General features: G+C 63.0%; 21 protein-coding genes. 19 read left to right on the top strand and 2 right to left on the bottom strand.

Going from position 1 to position 19,500, the window contains the following annotated elements:
- The 17 genes from L858_RS0115265 (at position 1) to L858_RS0115345 (ending at position 17,994) form a co-directional block, all read left to right on the top strand.
- Positions 1 to 567: a type IV conjugative transfer system protein TraE gene (locus tag L858_RS0115265; RefSeq protein WP_022684026.1), complete on the top strand. Its 567-nt coding sequence runs from the start codon at positions 1 to 3 to the stop codon at positions 565 to 567.
- Entirely contained in the window at positions 567 to 1,370 is an 804-nt protein-coding gene (locus L858_RS0115270) for a type-F conjugative transfer system secretin TraK (protein WP_022684027.1), read from the top strand. Before L858_RS0115265 ends, L858_RS0115270 begins: the two co-directional genes overlap by 1 nt.
- Positions 1,367 to 2,665, top strand: coding sequence for a TrbI/VirB10 family protein (locus L858_RS0115275; RefSeq protein WP_022684028.1), 1,299 nt, complete (start codon positions 1,367 to 1,369; stop codon positions 2,663 to 2,665). The genes L858_RS0115270 and L858_RS0115275 overlap by 4 nt, the downstream gene beginning before the upstream one ends.
- On the top strand, positions 2,652 to 3,521 hold the full coding sequence (locus tag L858_RS0115280) for a DsbC family protein (RefSeq protein ID WP_022684029.1): 870 nt from the start codon (positions 2,652 to 2,654) through the stop codon (positions 3,519 to 3,521). The genes L858_RS0115275 and L858_RS0115280 overlap by 14 nt, the downstream gene beginning before the upstream one ends.
- Positions 3,521 to 4,264 (top strand): TraV family lipoprotein, encoded by a 744-nt coding sequence (locus L858_RS21030; RefSeq protein WP_022684030.1) that lies wholly within the window; start codon positions 3,521 to 3,523, stop codon positions 4,262 to 4,264. Before L858_RS0115280 ends, L858_RS21030 begins: the two co-directional genes overlap by 1 nt.
- Positions 4,264 to 6,849 carry a type IV secretion system protein TraC gene (traC, locus tag L858_RS20280; RefSeq protein ID WP_022684031.1) on the top strand — a complete coding sequence of 862 codons (2,586 nt, stop codon included), beginning with the start codon at positions 4,264 to 4,266 and terminating at the stop codon, positions 6,847 to 6,849. The genes L858_RS21030 and traC overlap by 1 nt, the downstream gene beginning before the upstream one ends.
- A gap of 2 nt (positions 6,850 to 6,851) precedes the next feature.
- Positions 6,852 to 7,211 (top strand): hypothetical protein, encoded by a 360-nt coding sequence (locus tag L858_RS20285; protein ID WP_022684032.1) that lies wholly within the window; start codon positions 6,852 to 6,854, stop codon positions 7,209 to 7,211.
- On the top strand, positions 7,208 to 7,777 hold the full coding sequence (locus L858_RS0115300; protein ID WP_022684033.1) for a TrbI F-type domain-containing protein: 570 nt from the start codon (positions 7,208 to 7,210) through the stop codon (positions 7,775 to 7,777). Before L858_RS20285 ends, L858_RS0115300 begins: the two co-directional genes overlap by 4 nt.
- On the top strand, positions 7,761 to 8,282 hold the full coding sequence (locus L858_RS0115305) for a S26 family signal peptidase (protein ID WP_022684034.1): 522 nt from the start codon (positions 7,761 to 7,763) through the stop codon (positions 8,280 to 8,282). Before L858_RS0115300 ends, L858_RS0115305 begins: the two co-directional genes overlap by 17 nt.
- Positions 8,279 to 8,926, top strand: coding sequence for a type-F conjugative transfer system protein TraW (gene traW, locus L858_RS0115310; RefSeq protein WP_022684035.1), 648 nt, complete (start codon positions 8,279 to 8,281; stop codon positions 8,924 to 8,926). Before L858_RS0115305 ends, traW begins: the two co-directional genes overlap by 4 nt.
- A complete protein-coding gene (locus tag L858_RS0115315; RefSeq protein ID WP_022684036.1) occupies positions 8,926 to 9,201 on the top strand; it encodes a hypothetical protein in 276 nt (91 codons plus the stop codon). The genes traW and L858_RS0115315 overlap by 1 nt, the downstream gene beginning before the upstream one ends.
- Positions 9,198 to 10,211, top strand: a complete 1,014-nt coding sequence (gene traU, locus L858_RS0115320; RefSeq protein ID WP_022684037.1) for a conjugal transfer pilus assembly protein TraU — start codon at positions 9,198 to 9,200, stop codon at positions 10,209 to 10,211. Before L858_RS0115315 ends, traU begins: the two co-directional genes overlap by 4 nt.
- A 12-nt stretch (positions 10,212 to 10,223) precedes the next feature.
- Positions 10,224 to 10,967 carry a type-F conjugative transfer system pilin assembly protein TrbC gene (gene trbC / locus L858_RS0115325; protein WP_022684038.1) on the top strand — a complete coding sequence of 248 codons (744 nt, stop codon included), beginning with the start codon at positions 10,224 to 10,226 and terminating at the stop codon, positions 10,965 to 10,967.
- Positions 10,964 to 12,838 (top strand): conjugal transfer protein TraN, encoded by a 1,875-nt coding sequence (locus L858_RS0115330; protein WP_022684039.1) that lies wholly within the window; start codon positions 10,964 to 10,966, stop codon positions 12,836 to 12,838. Before trbC ends, L858_RS0115330 begins: the two co-directional genes overlap by 4 nt.
- Positions 12,839 to 12,905: 67 nt before the next feature.
- Positions 12,906 to 13,727, top strand: coding sequence for a conjugal transfer protein TraF (locus tag L858_RS0115335; protein WP_028056195.1), 822 nt, complete (start codon positions 12,906 to 12,908; stop codon positions 13,725 to 13,727).
- The gene (locus L858_RS0115340; RefSeq protein WP_022684041.1) at positions 13,727 to 15,178 is read left to right on the top strand and encodes a conjugal transfer protein TraH; all 1,452 of its coding nucleotides are present in this window, start codon (positions 13,727 to 13,729) and stop codon (positions 15,176 to 15,178) included. Before L858_RS0115335 ends, L858_RS0115340 begins: the two co-directional genes overlap by 1 nt.
- Positions 15,179 to 15,198: 20 nt before the next feature.
- Positions 15,199 to 17,994, top strand: coding sequence for a conjugal transfer protein TraG N-terminal domain-containing protein (locus L858_RS0115345; protein ID WP_022684042.1), 2,796 nt, complete (start codon positions 15,199 to 15,201; stop codon positions 17,992 to 17,994).
- A 6-nt stretch (positions 17,995 to 18,000) separates the two neighbouring features.
- Here the strand turns inward: L858_RS0115345 and L858_RS21710 are convergent, their stop codons facing one another.
- A complete protein-coding gene (locus L858_RS21710; RefSeq protein ID WP_022684043.1) occupies positions 18,001 to 18,213 on the bottom strand; it encodes a hypothetical protein in 213 nt (70 codons plus the stop codon).
- 92 nt (positions 18,214 to 18,305) lie between these two features.
- Here L858_RS21710 and L858_RS20290 point away from each other — a divergent pair, with 92 nt between their 5' ends.
- Positions 18,306 to 18,515 (top strand): hypothetical protein, encoded by a 210-nt coding sequence (locus tag L858_RS20290; RefSeq protein WP_022684044.1) that lies wholly within the window; start codon positions 18,306 to 18,308, stop codon positions 18,513 to 18,515.
- Here the strand turns inward: L858_RS20290 and L858_RS22555 are convergent.
- The gene (locus L858_RS22555) at positions 18,512 to 18,781 is read right to left on the bottom strand and encodes a hypothetical protein (RefSeq protein ID WP_022684045.1); all 270 of its coding nucleotides are present in this window, start codon (positions 18,779 to 18,781) and stop codon (positions 18,512 to 18,514) included. The genes L858_RS20290 and L858_RS22555 overlap by 4 nt on opposite strands.
- On the opposite strand from L858_RS22555, the gene L858_RS0115365 reads away from it, so the two are divergent.
- Positions 18,774 to 19,454, top strand: a complete 681-nt coding sequence (locus L858_RS0115365; protein WP_081643371.1) for a sigma factor-like helix-turn-helix DNA-binding protein — start codon at positions 18,774 to 18,776, stop codon at positions 19,452 to 19,454. The two genes, L858_RS22555 and L858_RS0115365, sit on opposite strands and share 8 nt — an antisense overlap.
- The last annotated feature ends 46 nt before the right edge of the window (positions 19,455 to 19,500 follow it).

Here is a 19,500-nt window from a genome sequence, read left to right on the forward strand (position 1 = left end):
ATGGAGCTCGGCTACAGCCACGCCCAAGGCCAGCGCGTACTCAGGCAGCGCAACCTCCTTGCGCTCGCCACGCTGCTTCTCGGCGCCCTCGTCATCGTGCTCTTCCTCATCGCTTCGACCCGCGACCGCGAGATCGTGCTCCAGCCCGTCCTGCGCTCGAATCTGACCGTGAGCAGCGCCGGGGTGTCGAAGGACTATCTAGAGATGATCACGCGCGACGTCGCCGTGCTCACGTTGAATCGCAGCCCACGTAACCTCGAATACTGGATGAACGAGGTACTCGAGGTCACTCATCCCGGCTCGCAAGGCGCGGTCAAGGGCGAACTCCTGAAGATCCTCGACGAGCAACGCGGCTCGAGTATTTCGCAAACCTTCACGATCCAGTCGATGAAGGTCGATCCCAAAGCGCTGGTTTCCGAAGTGGCAGGCGAGTTGCAGACGATCGTCGGCAACCGAGTCATCTCGGTCGAGAACCGGCGGTTCCGTTACACCTGGGACTATACCGGACTCAGCCTCAAGCTGGTCGGCTTCGGCATGGTCACCGACAAGCCGGGGGAGAAGAGCTGATGGTCATGTGGGCGATCGGCACGCTTGCGGCAGGCACTGCACTTTCATCGCGGTCCTGGTGCCTGATGAGCCGCGGAGCAGGTGCCGTGCTGCTGGCGATCGGCGCGAGCCTGGCCTTTACCGGGCCAGCATGGGCAGATCAGACGGTGATGGCGGCCGACGGGTCGCGGGTCGATTGTGCGGCATCGTCGCGCGATCTCACCCGCATCAGCCTCGTGGAAGACCAGTTCGCCTCGGTCTCGAAGGTCTCGACGGGCAATCCCGCCGAAGATTTCACTGTGGTCAACGAACCGGTGCGCGGCGATATCTATCTCTCGGTTCCCGAAGGCTATTCGCGGCCCTCGCTCTCCTTCTTCGCCACATCGAAGCGCGGCTATGTCTACAAGCTCGTCTGCCGCATCGCAGGCGAGGATGCCGTCCAGGTCTTCATCTCCAACCCGGCGATCGCGAGCGAGCGCGCTCCTGCCGCGACGCGTGCCCGCGTGGAACCGCGCGAAGAGGCTGCGGCTCTGGTGCAAGCGATGTATTCGCAATCGGTCATCTACGGCTACCAGATGCGCCAGTCGGTGCGCAGTCCGGTGCAGGTCGGCACGCTGCGGGTGCAGATGATCGCGGAGTATCGCGGCGCCGAACTCAACGGCCGGGTGCTGCGGATCGAAAATCGCGGAAAGGAGACGGTCGAACTCGACGGCGCAACGATAGCGCCTGCGAGTGCGGTTGCCGTTTCGGTCGCCGAGCCGCGCCTGGCGCCCGGCCAGGTGACCACTGCCTATCTCGTCACTCGTACCGGGGAACGGCCATGAACCTGCGCACGCTTTTCTCACGCGAGCGCAAGCCGCTCGACGCCGCGGACATTTCTCCGGTTGGTGACGATCTTGCGGGCAACGAGGCCGTGCGCCGCAGGCAGCGCCTGCTGTTGGGCGGCGCTTCCGGTGTCCTTCTGATCGCGTCGGCCTTCTGGATCTTTGACGATGGTGACACGCCCGACGCCGAAACCTCCGGCGCGCAGGACGTAAAGATTGCCACCGATGATATGGTCAATCGCAACATATCCGAGCGCGAATGGATGGCCGCCTCGGAAAACCGTTTCCAGTCCACCGAAAACCAGCTGAAGTCGGTTGGGATGCAGCAGCAGCGGATTGACCAGCTCGCACAGCAGGTATCAGCCCTCCAGAGCCAGAACCAGTCGATGGCCGCCGACGGCCAGCGGGTGCTCAGCGCCTATCAGCAGGAAAACGAACAGCTGCGCGCGCAAGTAAACGCGGCAAGGGCCGCCCCCCCAGTGACGCCCGCGCCTGGACCCGCAGCGATGTACGGTTCGGGTTCGCCGGGCACCTATCAGCAGCCTCCCGGAACTGCGGCTCTTGCCGCCACGCCTGTGTCTCAGGTGAAGGTGGTGGCCTTTGAGACAGGCGGAGCCGCGCGCGTCGAGCGCGGCAACACGGTCTATTCGGACAGTCCCGACTATCTGCCGCCGAACAGCTTCGCTTCGGCGCGTGTCATCGTCGGCGTCGATGCAGGTGCTGGCGTCAACAGCCAGACCGATCCGCTCCCGGTAGTCCTGCGCATCACGGGCCCGGCACGTTCGGTCGTCCAGAACGGACGTGTGCTGACGACACGGATTGAGGGCTGCCTGGTCAATGGCGCGGCGCGCGGCGATCTTTCGTCCGAGAAAGTCTACGTGAAACTCCAGAAAATGACCTGCGAGCAGCCTGGCGGCCGTGTCGCTGTGTCCGAAGTAAAGGGTTTCATCGCCTTCGCTGGAAAGACCGGCGTACGCGGACGTGTCGTGAGCCGGGAAGGCTCCCTTGTCACCCAGGCGTTTCTCGCCGGGCTGGTCGGTGGGTTCGGCCGCGGCTTCAGCGCCAATACGAGTTCCCTTCTCTCCGGAACCAACATTTCGACGGATGGTAAACGCCAGCGGCTTTCAACCGGAGAAATCCTTGAGGGCGGATTCGGCGAGGGGGTCGCGCAAACCGGCGACATGGTCTCGCAATATCTGATCGAGCGTGCCGAACAATATCAGCCGGTAATCGAGATGCCGACGGGCATCGATGTCGAGATCGTTTTCCTGGAGGGCGCCTATGTCCGCAACTGAGCCCCGGTTCCCGCTACGGCGCTATTCCATTCACGCTGGACTTGTCGCCGGCGCATTGCTGCTTGCCGGTGTCGGCGTCGCATTTGCGAACGATATTGCCTGGCCCGATGGCAACAAGGTCACAGCCCTCCTCAAGGCGCGGCTGCCCAAGACGGAGATCACCAAGGTCGACTGCGCACGGATCGGTGGCCTTTGTGAGGTCGTTGCCGGCAGCAATCTCTTCTATGTCGATGCGTCCGCGCGCTATCTGGTGATCGGCCGTGTCTACGACATGGAATCGCGTCAGGATCTGACGGCTGCGCGCCTCCTCGAACTCAATCCTGCCATGCTGCTCGGCGGCGCGGCCAGCAGCGGGACTTCCGATGGCGAAGATCTCCCAGCTCCCGCGGTCGCTTCGCCAGCGGCGGCCGCGCGCGAGCCAATGCGCGCGCGGCCGGACCGCGCCCTGTCGCTCACCGGGCTCCCCAAGTCGGGAGCGATCATCTGGGGCAATATGTCGGGTCCGACGGTCACCGTGTTCAGCGATTTCACATGCGCCTATTGCCGGGCGCTCAGCAGCGTACTCTCCGAGCTCAATGTTCGCGTCGTGGAACGGCCGATCTCGATCCTTGGAAGCCGCGCGCTGAGTGAGCGCGTCTACTGCGCGAAGGACCCGGCCCGCGCACTACGCAGGGCCTACGCCGGCGATACGCTTGAACCAGCGAACTGCGATACCTCGGGGCTTGATGCCAACGAGAAGTTCGCGGCCGCCAACGGCATCGCAGGCACACCGGTCATCGTGCGCAGCGACGGCGCGATGATCGAGGGCTACCGCCCTAAAGACGCGCTCGCCGCCTGGTTGAAGGGAGCGCGGTGATGCGAGGCCGATCGATCGCATTTCGGGCGCGCATGGCAGCGCCTATCCTGGTGCTTGGCCTGCTTGGCGGCTGCTCGATACTGAACGGCAATGTGAAGGGCAATTTCGCGTGCCGTGCGCCCGACGGAACCTGCGCGCCCACCTCGCGCATCGATGATGCAGCAGTCGCGCTGCTGGTGGGAGAGACCGCAGAAGAAGCCAAGCCGGCGGCCACCCGCTGCGCCGGTGGGCAGTGCAGCAACACCCTGGCGAGAGCCGTCAACGCACCGCAGCGCCGCTCCGGGGAAAAGGTGCTGCGCATCATGTTCCCGTCCTATATCGACGACCTTGGCCGCCTCCATGAAGCGAGCGCGATTCACACCGTCGTCGAGAGTGGAGACTGGGTGCCGGCAGGCGAGGTGGCGCACGTCCCGGATGCCATAAGTGGTGCAACACCACGCGTCGCTGCACCACTCGCCGGCACGGCGATGGCAGCTCCGCCCTTGCGGTACGGCAATACCCTATCAGCCGCCGATGCCGAGATACCGGGGCAGGTCGCGACGGAAGCTGTGCGCCAACCTACTTCTGTCGAAGAGGTCCGCGCGAAAGTCGAAGCGGTGCTTGCAAGGCCCAAGCACGATACTGACCCTGATTCGAAGCCGTCCCCCTCCATTCCTTCGCAAGCCGTTTCGCCCGAGGCCAGCGCTACGGGCGCGGTACCCATACGCGCGCCGGGATTGCCGGGCGCTCCGGAGGAAGATTGATGACTGGACCCGGTCTTTTCAGCGGGATCGTCGAGCGGGTTCTTGGCGCGGACGGCAAGCCCGATACGCGCCCGCCCAGTCACGGAGTCCCAATGCTCGCACATTGGTTGCCCTATCGCAGTTTCGACCAGAAAACGTCGCTGTTCTTCAACAGCGGGTCGCGGGGTTTTGCAATCGAGGCGGCGCCGCTGGTCGGCGGAGACGAGCGGACGGCCGAGATCCTGACCCAGTTCCTCTCGGAGGCCATCCCAGCGCAATGCTGCGTCCAGATCCTTCACTGGATGTCGCCCCGGATCGGGGACCGGGTTTCGCAATGGTTCGTGCCCCGCTACCGGGCCCGTGGCATCTACGAGCGCATGGCACGACACCGCGCCGATTATCTGAGCGCCGGCGTCTGGCGGTCGCTGTCGGCCGATGCCCCCTTCCATCTTCGCAATCACCGTATCGTGATTTCGGTGAGCGTCCCCGATACTGCATCGGTAACGACCGACGCATTGGTTTCGGTACGAGAGGGCCTCGTCTCGACGCTCCAGTCGATCGATGTGCCGACCCGCGTCCTCGATCCCGTCGCACTCATTGCGCTCATTGACGACATGACGTCTCCGACAACGGCAGCGGGTGACGATCCGACCAGCTACAGTCCGTTCGACCCGATCGCCGACCAGGCCGTCCGGCGCGACATCGAGCTCAGGATCGAGCCCGACCGGCTCCTGCTGCGTACCGAGCGCTTCCGTCCGACGGGTGCGGATGTCGATGGTGCGCCCGAGATCGGCGAAATCTATCCCGACACGTTCGACCTGCGCTCCTTCTCGGTGCGCAACCTGCCGAGCCGCTGGGCGCCCTGGGATGTGGCGAGGCTAATCGGCGACCTGTTCACGGACAAGCTGCGGATGCCCTGTCCGGTTGCGACCGTGCTTTGTCTTCAATATCCCGACGAACAGGCGTCCGCGAGCAAGGCGGGCTACAAGTTCATGCGGACCACCAGCCTCGCCGATTCTAAATCGGCGCGCTTCCTGCCGCAGCTGCGCGAACAGTCGCGCGAATGGCAGTATGTCCAGGATGAGCTCCGACAGGGCCGCAAGCTTGTGCGCTGCTTCTACTCGCTGACGTCGTTCTCGCCCAAGGGGCAGGGCGACGCCCATGAGAGAATAGTGAAGTCCGTCTATCGCGCCGCAGGCTGGGACCTTCACGACGATCGCTATCTGCAGATCATGGGCCTGCTCTGCGCCATGCCGATCACACTCGCCGATGGTCTCTCACGCGATCTCGAGCGCATGAAGCGCATGCGCACGATGCTTACGACCACGGCCTGCAATCTCGCGCCCTTGCAGGGCGAGTATCTGGGCGGTCCGATCCCGCATCTCCTGCTGGTGGGCCGGCGTGGACAGCCCTTCTTCTGGTCGCCGTTCGAAAATGCCGCCGGCAATCATAATGTCGCAGTGTTCGGTAAGTCGGGCTCAGGCAAATCGGTTGCGCTTCAGGAACTGTGCGCATCGCTATGCGGTGCCGGGGCGAAAGTGGTGGTGATCGACGACGGACGTTCCTTTGAGCACTCTGCAAGGCTCCAGGGCGGTGCCTTCGTCGAATTCACCATGTCGTCCGGCTTCTGCCTCAATCCCTTTGCCATGATCGACGGCACGCGGGCGGAAGAGGACGAGGATTATCTGCTCGACTGCATGGCGATGCTGAAGGCGATCGTCTCGCAGATGGCGCGCCATATGGACCGGCTGAATGATACCGAGCGGGGACTGATCGACGGCGCTGTCAACCAGATCTGGAACGAGAAGGGCAGGGCGGGCAGCGTCGACGATGTGATCGCCGCGCTCGATGCCACCGGCAACATGCTTGCCGGAGATCTCGCCATCGCCATGCGCCCATTTTCGAGCGCGGGCACCTATGGCCGCTTCTTCAGCGGGGACGTGAGCTTCCGTCTCGAGGCCGATTTCACCGTGTTCGAGCTTTCCGACCTTGCATCCCGCGAGGAACTGCGTTCGGTCGTGCTGACCGCGATCATGTTCATGTCATCGCAGGCGATGCGCCGAATCGACCGCGCGATCCCCAAGGCGCTGCTCCTCGACGAAGCCTGGCAGATGCTGCGCGGCGGCGCGATGGCCGATTTCATCGAGACCTACAGCCGGACATGCCGCAAATATGGCGCGTCGCTCATCACCGCGACCCAGTCATTGAACGACTACTACAAGTCGGACGGATCAAAGGCCGCGCTTGAGAACAGCGATTGGTTCGTCATTCTTCAGCAGAAGCCGGAAACCATCGCCGATTTCAAAAAACACGACCGTTTCGACATGGACAGCCATACCGACGCGCTGCTCCGATCATTGAAACGCAACGGCACGGAATATTCCGACCTTCTGATCAAAGGCCCTGACACGCTGGCGCTGGGCCGGCTCGTGCTCGATCCCTTCTCGGCGGCGGTCTATTCGTCGAGCCCACGCACCTTCGCGGCGATCGAAGCGGGGGTACGCGAGGGACTCACGATCGAGGAAGCAATCGAACGGTTGCTCGAACCGGCGATAGAAGCAAACGGACAGGAGGCGAGCGGCAAGGTTACGCTCGCGGCGGAATAGCCATGCCGGTCCCCGAACGCATCGTGCTGCACCGCCACCGTCCTCCACGGCGTCGCCGTGTACTGAACTGGCAAGCGGTGATTTATCATGGGCTTCGCACAGCGGGATGGGCTGCAACCAACATGCTCGTAGTCCTCGGCCTGTTCGTCTGCTTCCTGGCTCTGCTCGGCAATCTCAGCTTCGATGGCTTCTTCCTCCAGCTGAGCAATCTTTCGGCGCGCTATCTCGAGGCGGGTGCACAGCGGCAAGGCTCGTTCCAACTGCTGCTGGTCGGGCTGGTTGCCATTCTGTTCCTGATCGTCGGTGTGCTCCGCTGGCATGCCCTGCGGCAATCCGGATCATCGGGGGGAGAGACGACATGACCGATCTTTCACACGAACCTGAGCTCGATCTCCCACGCCCTGTCGGCACGGAGCAGCCGCGCAAGCGCCGGACCGCGTTTGCAGGCCTGTCGGTGCTGCAGCTCGCAGCCCTGGCGATCCTCCTTGCCGCTCTCGCCTGGGGCATGTGGGTGACGCGCTCCTTACTCTCACCGCCATCGCAACAGCGCATCGTTGCGGTAAAGCTGTCCGGCCTTGTCGGCGAGTATATCCAGGCACAGGCCCGTAGCGCGTCGCCGCCCGATCAGGTCGAGCACGAGATGCGTGCCTTCATGGCATCGCTTGATGGCCAGATGGCTGTGCGCGCCGCCAAGGGCGAGACGGTCCTGGTCGCGGAAGCGGTCCTCACGCGCAATGTCCCGGATATCACCGATGAAGTGAGAAGGGCGGTTTATGCGAGTGGCATCGCTATTCCGCGTCCTGCCTCACCTGCCGAACTCCAGGCCAGGATAGGTGGTGGCTCTCCCGCTCCCGCACCGGCTGCACCGCAGACCGCACCTGCAACGGCCTCACCTTTCGGGAGCGCGCCCGATGGCCCCGCCAACTGAAACCCGCGGACCGGCTAGGCGGCGCTGGCTGCTGCTCGGCCTCATTGGGATTGGCGGCATCGCCGCGAGCGCGCTGTCGTCCTGGCGCGAGAACCACGCATTGTTCATCAACGCCTCTGAATCCCTGCCCAACTGGGCCTTCACCATCGACCGGGGCAGAGCGCCCAAGCGCGGCGATTATCTCTTCTTCGTCCCGCCCGTGAACGCGCTCGTGCGCGCGCATTTCGGCGAGAACCCAGGGGCATTCGGAAAGATCGTCTATGGCATGCCCGGCGATCTCGTCGAGCATCGAGGCGCAGAAGTCCTGGTGAACGGGCATCTCGTCGGCTCGATGAAGGAAGTGACGCGGCGCGGCGAGAAGCTGACACCTGGGCCGATCGGCACGGTGCCGGAGGGCTGCTATTTCGTGGGAACTCCGCATCCCGACAGCTTTGACAGCCGCTACGGCGAAATCGGGTTCATCTGCCGCCCGCAAATCCTCGGCACCGGGGAGGCGGTGTTGTGAGAGCTCCCGTCCTTCGCATAGTTGGGACAGGCCTTCTCGTCGCCGTCGGCGCCACCGCGTCCACCCAGGCGCGCGACTATGGGACGCAGGCACAAGCCTTTCCGATAATCGAGCCAGACCTGCTGGCGACGATCGAGGCCCGCTTGGCCCGGCTCCAGTCATCGGGCCAGATCGACGCGCTCAATCAACAGTTCGCGCGCCGCGTCGAGCAATCCGTGCGTCGGCCTAAGCCGGTCGCCGGGATAACCCCGGCGATCCGGGAGCGGAGCTGGCAATTCGATCCGGCGATGGTCGTCGAGCGGGACATCCGCGACCAGAAGGGCAATCTCATCGCAGCCGCTGGGCAGCGCGTGAACCCTCTCGATTTCGTGACGGTGCGCCAGGCACTCGTCTTCGTCGATGGCGACGATGCCAGGCAGATGGCGTGGGCGACCGGGCGCTGGAACGCAACGGACGCCAAGATCATCCTCGTTGCCGGCTCTCCGATCGATGAAATGACCAACCGCAAGCGCCGCTTCTATTTCGATCAGAACGGCGTGCTGACCGAGCGGTTCGGCATTCGCCACACGCCGGCAGTCGTGAGCCAGCAAGGCAAGGTCATGCAGGTGCGCGAGCATGTCCTAGCGCGGCAGGGGGCGAAGTGATGCCGATCTGGCTCGACATGCTGCGCACACCGATGGCAGCGCCCGAGACAAGGATGCTCCGCCGCAGGCGCCACTTGTGGCAACTCCTGTGCATCGCGCTTGCGGCCTCGATCCTCTGCCTGCAACCGCTTCGCGCGCTCGCGGGCAATGCCGCGGGCCTCGTTTGCGCCGTGCTGCTGCTCGCCGCACTTCTCTGTGGCATCCGCTACTTCCGGGCAAAGAACGCCGCCGACGATGCCTGGCTTGCCGGTCGACATGGAGAGGTCGAGCCGTGAGACCGCTCCGTCTCCTTGCCGCCATCTTGGCCCTGTTCGGCTCGGTTGCGCTCCTGCCGGGCCGCGCGGAAGCGGTCGGATGCTCGGGCAAGTTCGTCAATCCTGTTACGGACGTCTGCTGGTCTTGCCTGTTCCCGCTGTCGGTCGGTGGCCTCAAGATCTGGCCGAGCGGCAGGCCCGACACCAACAATCCAGCGTCGCCAATCTGCGCGTGTGCCGATCCTTTGCCGCGTATCGGGATTTCGGTCGGGTTCTGGGAGCCGGTCAGGCTGGCGGACGTGACTATGAAGCCATGGTGCTTCGTAAACCTCGGCGGGAAGAAGATCGCGCCCGGCTTCGACATCGGCCAGGGCATGCTTGCGGGACCGAGCCAGGTCGGCGGCAAGAGCCAGAACACGGCGAAGTGGCACGTCCACTGGTACGTTTACCCGCTGCTCTACTGGATGGAGATTTTGACGGACTTCCTCTGCTTCGAGCAGGCGTCGTTCGATATCGCCTATATGACGGAGATCGATCCGCTCTGGCAGGACGATACCCTGACCGCGCTTATCAATCCCGAGGCGGTGGTGTTTGCCAATCCACTCGCAGTCGCCGCCTGTGCCGGCGACTGCGTCACCTCGACCGTCAATTTGCCGCTCGACTCGCTGTTCTGGTGCGCGGGCTGTCAGGGGACGATGTACCCGCTTAACGGCAACATCCCTTCGCATATCGGCCATGTGCAGTCCTCGCGGCTCGCCCTCTCGCGCTTCGCGTACAAGATGCACCGGATGGGGCTGGCCTGGGGGACGATGGGCTCGAAGGGCCTTTGCAAGAAGTACCTCATGCCGATCATGCGCAAGCAGCAGTATCGCTTCCAGATGACCAACCCGATCACGACGGTGTCGGGGCGCTATGCCTGTTCGCCGATCGGCGCGTCGACCATGCCGCCCGACGCCGGCCGCGCCTATCCGGCCGCCGGCGAGGACATGGGCTACCTGGTCTGGCGCAAGCGCAACTGCTGTGTGCTGTAGGGGGAGGGGGCCGTGCGCAGGATTCTCATCACATGTGTCGCGCTTACAGGGGTTGTTGGTGTCTCCGCGCTGCTTGCGCAGACCACCGACGAAATCGACGTTCAGGCAATCAAGGCCCGCGCCGCGGCGATGGCAGAGGACGCCGAGACGTTCGTCGCGCATGTCAAGGATCGCGGGGATGCCCTGCGCGAGGAGGCCACGGCGACGGCCGATGGCGGCAGGGAAAACCTGAGACGCCTTTCGCCCGCGGACCTGCCCGTCGGTCCCAAGGGCGTCGTCGACTTCGACGAACTGGTCGCCGGCGCGGTCGGAAATATCGATGCGCCGCGTGGACAAGCCCCGCAGTTCATCGCCTTCGCCAGCCTGTCCATGCCGGAGGAGTCCCTGAAGCGAATGATTGCCGACGTCTCGCGCGCGGGCGGCGTTGTCGTGTTTCGCGGTTTCCCGGACAACTCCATGAAAGCGTTCCAGTCCGCGATCGCGCGACTGGTCAAGGACGAGGCCGACTATGCCAGCATAGGGATCGACCCTCGTCTATTCCGGGCATTCGAAGTCCAGGCCGTCCCGACTTACATCGCCGTCGGGTCCGATTTCGACCTGTGCGAAGGCTTTCGCTGCAAGACGGTGGTCCCGCCCAATGATCGCCTCACTGGCAATGTCACTGTCGAACATGCGCTGACATCCTTTGCCGATGGTCGTGGCCCCGGCGCGACGGTCGCCGGCGTGGCGCTCGCCAATCTCCGGAAGCGGCAATGAGCCTGCGTCGCGTCTTGCTGGCCTTCGCCGCGTTCGCGGCCGCGGCGCCTGCGCTGGCGCAGGAAACGACCGCGGATGCAAGAGCTGAGGGCAAGGCGATGGCCGAAGCCTTCCGCCAGGACGGCACGCTTATTCCGGACTCGGATGGCCAGGCACTAGAGGTGCCGGGCTATCAGGGCACCACGCTGCCTCAATCCTCCTATTTCGATGATCCCGACCGGATGGTGTCAGACGCATCGTCGCAGACCGGCTCGCATGAGGGCTATCGGACGATCATCGAAGGTGATCGCGTCCGCCCAAAGTTCGATGCAGCCGAAATCAAGGCCGATATCGCGCGCGGTCGAGCCATCGAGGAGGATCCGCAGGCATATCTCGAAGGCGAGGATATCAGCGGCGGGCAGGGCAGTTGCGTCCCGCTTCCACCTGGGGAGAAACCGCAGGGCTGGTACGAGACCAGCTGCAATGTTGGCAGCAAGCTCACCGAGCATGTCCGATCCTGCACGATCCCGCTTAGCGTTTCGGTCGAAAAGCGTGAAACCTATACCTATTGGGCCGGACGCATGAGCACGATGCCCACGGACGGCGGTGTCTATCCTGCCCGGGCGGCGTTCGACGATGAGGTGGCAAACGGTATCTGTCAGGAAACACGTGCAATCGATTATTGCAGCAATTTCGGCCCCTTCGGATTTACTGCCGCAACCTCTTGCCCGTCGCTCGGCCACACCGCCTATGAGCTAAAATGCAGCGGCCCGGCGCAAGGCATCACGCCCGGCTACTATCATCCCGGCATCGTCATCGCGACGGGCGAATATTGGCTGTCGAAGGACGCGGAAGCGACCAATGTCAGAGCAACGCGCAATGAGGCGGCCTGCGCCGCATTCGCCGGCGACAGGATGTGTGTCCAGCAAGAGGAGGTTTGCACATCAAGCGATCCCGTCACGCGGATCGTGGACGGCGTGGCCGTTACACAGCCCTGCTGGGCGTGGAACCGGACCTATCTGTGCCATACACTCTCCGCCGGCAACGATTGTCCGTCCCTCGAGGCGAACCCCCAATGCACGTTCGTCCGCGAAGAATGTCTTGACGACGATGAAGCCTCGCCCGGCTGCGAAGTGCGCGAGCGGATCTACAGGTGTCCCACGCCAGGGTCCGGCGGAGCTTCCGACGAACAGCAATATATCTGCGGAAACGACGTCTACTGCCTCAACGGCGAATGCGAGACGATCGAACGGGAGGCTTCGACAGAACTCAAGGATGCACTGGTTGCGCTGCACGCGATCGGCCAGGCGGGCGAGGAGTTCAATCCCGACGAATTGACGGTGTTCAGCGGCGAGCGCGAGACCTGCCACAAGCCGGTGTTCGGCCTCATCAACTGCTGCGCCGGCAAAGTGTCGGGCTTGCTCACTGTCGGTGCCGGAGCGGCTGCGCTCGCCGGCGGACCGGCTGCCATAGCGGCGCTTGCGACGCCATTCCTCACTCTGTTCGCCTGCTCCACCCAGGAGAAGATGCTCGACATCAAGGATCGCATGGGTTTCTGCTACAGGGTCGGAACCTATTGCTCGAGTAGCTTTCTCGGCATCTGCAAAACCAGGCGGACGGCCTATTGCTGCTTCGAGAGCAAGCTCTCACGCATCCTGCAGGAGCAGGGCCGCATCCAGCTCGGCAAGCCCTGGGGCAAACCCAAGAACGAGCAATGCCGCGGATTCAGCATCCACGAGTTCGCGAGCCTCGACCTGTCGAAGATGGATTTCACCGAGGTCTACGCCGAGTTCATCGACGCCGCGAAGCTGCCTGATGAAGTCCAGACCATGTCCGACATCCAGAAGAAGATAGAGGAATATTATGCCCGATCCGCTCCTGGCGGCGGCTGATCCGCGCCGCACTTCGCCGCTTTGTATCCCCGGCGTCTTCTGGCGTCGGCACTCCGTTGCCCGCGAGATGGGAGCATCGCACCGCCCCGTTCCTGCCCTGCTGACTGCTTTGGCGATTGCCGTTACGGCGTTCACGTCCGGCCCAGCGGCTATTGCTGGCGAGGAAGGCGGGGAACAATCTGCCGGCGACCCCTTCTATTGCGGTGAACGGCGCCTCGGCACATGGTTCTATTGTGATCCTGCTCGGCGAGCACCGAAGGACAAGCCGGTGTCCCCGCCGGTGCCGGCGGCCGAACAGCTTGCTGCTGTCAGGTCCACGCTTGATGAGCTGAAGGCACGCGCGATCCTCGATCCAAGCGAGGAGAATGTTGTGGCCTATGTCCGCTTCCAGCGCGAGCAGCTGGACCGCGCCTCGACCTTCTCCGACGTCTGGCAGCGGGCGATCTGGCAGCATCCGGACATGGACTACACTTTGCAACGCCCGGTCTCGACATTGGGCAAACGGACATGGATCGATAACCGCAAGGCGGACCGCGACGCGGTTCTGACCCGCCTCGGTGAGCGTTATGGCCTGTTCTATTTTTACGCACAGAGCTGCGCCGCCTGCGATGTCGCTGGACCCATTCTGCGGTCGGTGGCGGACAGCCACCGTCTGACGGTGATGGCTGTGTCGATGGACGGTGGCCCATCGAAGGATTTTCCCAACTATCTCGTCGACAGTGGCCAACGAGAGCGCATGGGCATCCCCGGCAAGGAAACCCCGGCGCTCGTCCTGTTCGACACGGTGACGAAGCGGACGATACCGGTAGGCTACGGCATCCTCTCGGCCGACGAGATCATGGACCGCATCTTCACGCTTACCAACATGACTGTGGGGAGTGATTTCTGATGAGCCATTCTCTTCGCTCCCGGTTCCGGTCTGCGGCGTCCGCGGCGGCCCTTCTTGCGTCGCTCCATCTCGCAGTGCCGTCGGCACATGCCGGTGTGGCAAGCGAGATGAACGCGTTCTTCAACGACGCTGGCGGCGCGGCCAACGTCACCGGGCCCAGTGCCTTCGAAGGCCAGTCGGCGGGCTACTATTCGCTTGGCAATCTGTGGACGCGCTTTCCCCAGAAGTCCGTTTCGCCGTTCAATCTGCAGCTGCCATCGGCCCGCGCGGGCTGCGGCGGCATCGATCTCTTCTCGGGCAGTTTCTCCTTCATCAACACGTCCGAGATCGTCGCCATGCTGAAGGCGACCGCCAACAATGCATTGGGTTTTGCCTTCAAGCTGGCGATCGATTCCATCAGCCCCGAGATCGGCAAGGTGATGGACGAGTTCGCGCAAAAGGCACAGCTCCTGAACCAGATGAATATTTCGAGCTGCGAGACGGCGCAGGCGCTGGTCGGCGGTATTTGGCCGCAAATGGACACGACCCGCGCCACGATCTGCGAGGCGGTCGGGAACAGCCAGGGCATATTCTCTGATTGGGCGGCGGCCCGGCAGAACTGCAACAACGGCAATCGGCGAGATTCGACGATCGCGGCCAACAGCGATCCGGCAATGAAGGACCAACTCGTCGGCGAGCCGCACAACTATACCTGGGAGGCGCTCCGCAAATCGCAAAAGTTCGGCGCGTTCGACAAGGAATTCAGCGAATACATCATGACGCTGGTAGGGACCGTCGTGACGCGACCTTCGACCGATCCAAGTGTCGGGGGCCAGGTGACGATGGTCGGGCCAGCTGAGGAAGCGGTCGTGACCGCGTTGCTGGACGGCACGTCAGGCGGCGCGACGGTCAACATCCTGCGCTGCGATGAAGAGACGCTATGTCTCAACATCTCGACCCAGACCCTCTCGATTCCTGAAAGCGCGGCATTGCGCCCGCGCATCGCCGCCATGATCAAGGATATCGCGACGAAGATCCGCACGGATGTGGCGATCGACGCGGCCGAAAAGCAATTGCTCAATATGTCGAGCATCCCGCTCTTCAAGATCCTCGCGGTGCAGTCGGCTGCACGCTACACGCTGACCGACGGCGAGATCCAGACGCTCGCCGAGATTGTCTCGGTCGATATCCTCAATGCCATGATCGACAACATGCTTGATCGCGTCGAGCAGGCGAAGATCCACTATCAGACCTTCGACCAGGAAACCGCGGCGCAGTGGCGCCAGCAGATTGCGGCCACGCGGCAGAAATTTCAGCAGCGCGGCGTGCGGCTCGATCAAAAGCTGCAAGTGACGATGCAGATCATCGATCGCTCGATCATGCTGGAATCGACGCTTCAGAACACGATGACGCCGGGGATGTCGGCCGCGCTCAACTTCTCCCGCGGACTCAGCGCCCAAGGCTTGCAATAGCAAGGAAGGGAAGGCCGGCCATGCTCGAAGTCTTCACGATCGGCGGCGGCGAATACTTCGTCAACACGTTCAACGCGGTTGCGGCCTGGGCTGGAGGAGGGGGCTACCGGTCGATGCTGCGCGTCGTCATGGTGATGGGCCTCATCTATTCGCTCCTCGTGGTGGCGTTCAACCTCGACTGGCGTGCCTGGCTGAACTGGTTCCTGCAGGCGACCGCGATCTACATGTGCCTGATGGTGCCCACCGTGGACATCAAGGTTACGGACCGCCTCAATCCTTCGCTGGCACCGGCGACGATCGACAATGTTCCAATCGGACTTGGGGTGATCGCCAGCTTCACAAGCCAGGTAGGCGACTATCTGACCCGCACCGCCGAGACGGTGTTCGTCATGCCGACATCGCTTAATTATACCACCAACGGCATGGTCTATGGCGCGCGGCTGTTCGATGCGACGCGCAACCTGCGTATCCGCGATGCCGAGTTTTCGACCAACCTTGAGGAGCATTTCAAGGCATGCGTCTTCTATGACGTGATGCTCGGCTTCAAGTCGATGACGGACCTCGCCAACTCTCCGGATCTGTGGGCCGCGATTGGTCCCGGTTCACCGGCGCGCTCGCAGATCTGGATTACGCGCGTTTCGGGTGGCGGCGTCGAAAGTCATATCCGGACATGCAACGATGCCTATTCGGCGCTCGATGGGCAGTGGACGCCGATGATCGAGGCCAACCTGCTGATCTGGGGTAAGGAACTCTATCCCAGGCTCAGCAATGCACTGGCCGCCCAGAAGCTGCGCGACGACGTGCCGGTGATCACCCAGGCCTTCACCGGAACCGCGGGCGGCCATGTGAGCATCCTGCGGCAAAGCACCGCGATCAACGCTTTCATGCAGGCGCGCAATTCGATGTCCGGGAGTACCGGCGCGGCGGCGATCGACACATTCGCTATGACACGGGCCGATATCCAGGCGCGCAATACGTACGGCTCGATCGCGCAGCAGGCAATGAGCTGGGTTCCTATTCTCAACGTCGTGCTGACCGTCGTCTTTTTCGCGATGTTCCCGGTCATCTTTCCGCTGTTCCTCATGCCGCGAACCGGCGTACCGACGCTCAAGGGCTACACGGCAGGATTCTTTTACCTGGCCGCCTGGGGTCCGCTCTACGTCGTGCTGCACATGATCATCATGAGCCGGGCAACCGGCTCGGCCGCGGCAATGGCACCCAGCGGCGTGACGCTCTCGACCTATGCGGGAATCGGCGCGGTCAATGAGGAAACCGCGACGATCGCGGGCTTCCTCCTGATGAGCGTGCCATTCCTCGCAGCGGGGATGGCTCGCGGCGCGATGGGGATCGCGAGCCATTCGATGGCGATGCTGGCCCCCGCACAGAATGCCGCCGAAGCGGCGGCGCTCGAGCAGACGACGGGAAACTACTCCTACGGAAATGTCAGTTACGCCAACAGTTCGGCCAATATGCGCCAGTCGGATCAATGGTCGACGGCGCCGAGCTACATGGCCGGCATTCCGAGATTGGATTACCGCGCCGACAACGGGGCGATCATCTCGAGCTATGGCAACGGCCAGGAAGTCATCGACACGACGGGGGCAATCTCGCGGCTTGCGTTCACGCCGACCATGTCGACGAACAGTGTCGCCGAGATGCGCGAAGTTGCCTCCGAGGCAAGACGGCAGGCGGAATCCTACCGCAACACGGCAAGCACTCTCCTTACTGCCACCGATCGGGACGCGTCGGTTCACACGCGCTCCAGCGAAACGACGTCAGGCGTCGAAAGCGCCAGTGGCTCCCAATCGGCCACGTCGGTCGATCGCTTCGATCGCCGAACCGCCAATACGTCCGAAGGGATCGAGCAATCAAATGCCGACACCGACCGCTTCTCGGTCACGGACAACCGCGGGCGCCAAGCCATAGTGCAACAATCCGTCGAAGGCTCTGTCGGCGCCGGAACGGGCGGTCGCGGGCGCGCCGGTGGCGGTAGTCCGCTGTCTGGCTCGCTGGGTGCGAGCGTTGGTGGACGTGGCATGCAACAATCCGACCTCAGCCACTCGACTAATCGCAATATTTCAAGCGAGGATCGCAGCGCAGCGTCGAGCAGCTTCCGCGACGATCATGCGAGCGGCTCCAGCGCCAGTGAGTCCGCCGGCACCTATGATCGTTCGGGCAGTTTCAGCCGGTCGTCCATTACGGACTCCAGCGCGAGGATTTCCGAAGAAAGCCTTGCTCTTGCTCAATCTTACCAACGATCGGCCGAGAAACTCGACGAGATCGCGCAATCCCTGTCGCGCGACGCCAGCTATGCGGAATCCCATGGGCTCAATCTCAGCGAAAACCTGAGCCAGGATCTGGCCCAATGGTATCGCGCGGAGCAGGCGCGTAACCCAGCAATCAATGTCCCCGACCTCTGGGCCACTGACTTGTCGGCGCATGATCGCGCCACGCGCAGCGCGATGATCGAAAGGTGGATGGATGATCGTCTCGATACCATCCGCAATGAAATCCGATCGGAGCTTCATGAACCGAATCTCGTGTCTGTTCAGCGTCCCGATGTCGCATCCGAGAGCGACGTCCGTGGTCACTACACACCTTCAGGAGGTGGCCGGCGACCCTCGGGCCCGGGAGGCGGAAACGATCCCGGCGCGGCTGCCGCGATCATCAATGAGGGTCGAAAGGAAATCGATGAAGGTCGCGCTGCTGCGCAGACGGGAAGAGCTGTCAACAGGCAAGGGGGATCACGTGCGAGGTCGGAAGTGTCGGACAGTCACAACGTCGGCTTCTTCAACGATCCAAAGTTACGCGAATGACGCATCCTACATGACGCTTGAGAGAAATCCGAAAAACGCCACGAGCGCTACCACAAACGCAATTGCGAGGGCGAGCTGCCATGACGACTGCGGAGCCGCGAAAGTCTCGTCCGCATTTACTCCGGGCACGACTTCATCCCAGTCCGTTTCCCACGAATACACGGGACCGCCAGCGCTGTCTTTTGTCGCGTTATACGTGCCCCAGTCGAACCGGCTCATCGAACCTACCTCCGAGATTGAACATAGCACGAACGACAGCAATCTCAAACATTGGAACTGGCTCGCAACGAATAATCCGCATCGGAGGAAAAGTGACTAAACAGAAGAGATCAGAAATCGAGAAGCTGCTGGGCGATCCTGCGACTAGCTTCTGGCTCAAGGCCGCGCTGCGCGCCGCATTGACGCGCGATCCGATCGATGCCGAGCGGGATGCCGGCACACTCTACCTCGTGCTGCGCTGCCGAGCTGAGCAAGCGTTGAAAGGTGACTTTGTGACAGCTCGGCCTCGCCTTGGCCGCTAGCGCGCGCCCCTCAGAAAGCGAAGGAGACGAAGATAGCGTGGGAATTCGAACAGGCCGGCAAGTTCGGCAGCGAGAAGGCAGCGGATGACTATGCCCGCCGCAACAATCTCGATCCGCGCGATGTCCAGATCGCCCGTAGGGGCAGTGAGGTCGAGCTCAACATCCGCCGGTCCGCGCTCGACGGTCGCAGCCTGCGCGACAATGGCGAGGGCCGGCGCGACGGCTGGTTCTAGCGCGGGATGAGGCAGGACAGAGCCGATGGGCATTCTCGAGGATGCTGCCGAGGGAGCGCGGCAAGCCGTCGAAGCAATGAAGGCTGCGAGCCAAGCAAGTGACGACACGACCGTCAATACGGTGCTTTCCCTCTTGTCTGCGCAGGAGGAGGAGGTTGTTCGCTATCGCTATGGGCTTGGGAGGGAACATCTCAAGACGTTTCGCCAGATCGGCGAAGCCATGGGTCTTTCCGCACAACGCGTTGGGCAGATCGAGCATAAGGCACGGCGCAGGCTGAGCTGGTTCGTTCGATGTGTCGGGCCAATCGGCAGTCCGGCCTTTGCGCGCTATTCGAGTGAGACATTAGCCCGACGGGCCGAGATAGAGCGCCTCAGAAGAGAGCGGATTGAGCAAGAAGCTGCGACCAAAGCCCGGCGTCGGGCGGAAAAGGCCGAGCGCGATGAAGTGCGTCGCGCGAGGGCGCGGTCGAAAGCGTGGCAGCGCAAGATCGACACCTTGGTGATGGAGCGGGATGCGGTGGCAGGGACAATAGCACGCCTTCGCGACCGCATCAGCGAGATCGAACGGCGCGGCTGGCTCGCGCGGTACATCCTTCCTCATGATAGGGTCTTGGCGCGATTATATGCCAAATTGGCCGATCTTGAGGCGAAAGTCAAAGCGGCCGGCTCTGGGATTGCGAGGCTTCGCGCGTCGCCACCGTCCTAATGGCTGATCGCTCAGACGCTATACGCACCCTCAAGAGGGCGCAAAA

It is taken from the genome of Sphingobium bisphenolivorans, from assembly GCF_000412635.1.
GTDB classification, from domain to species: Bacteria; Pseudomonadota; Alphaproteobacteria; order Sphingomonadales; family Sphingomonadaceae; genus Sphingobium; species Sphingobium bisphenolivorans.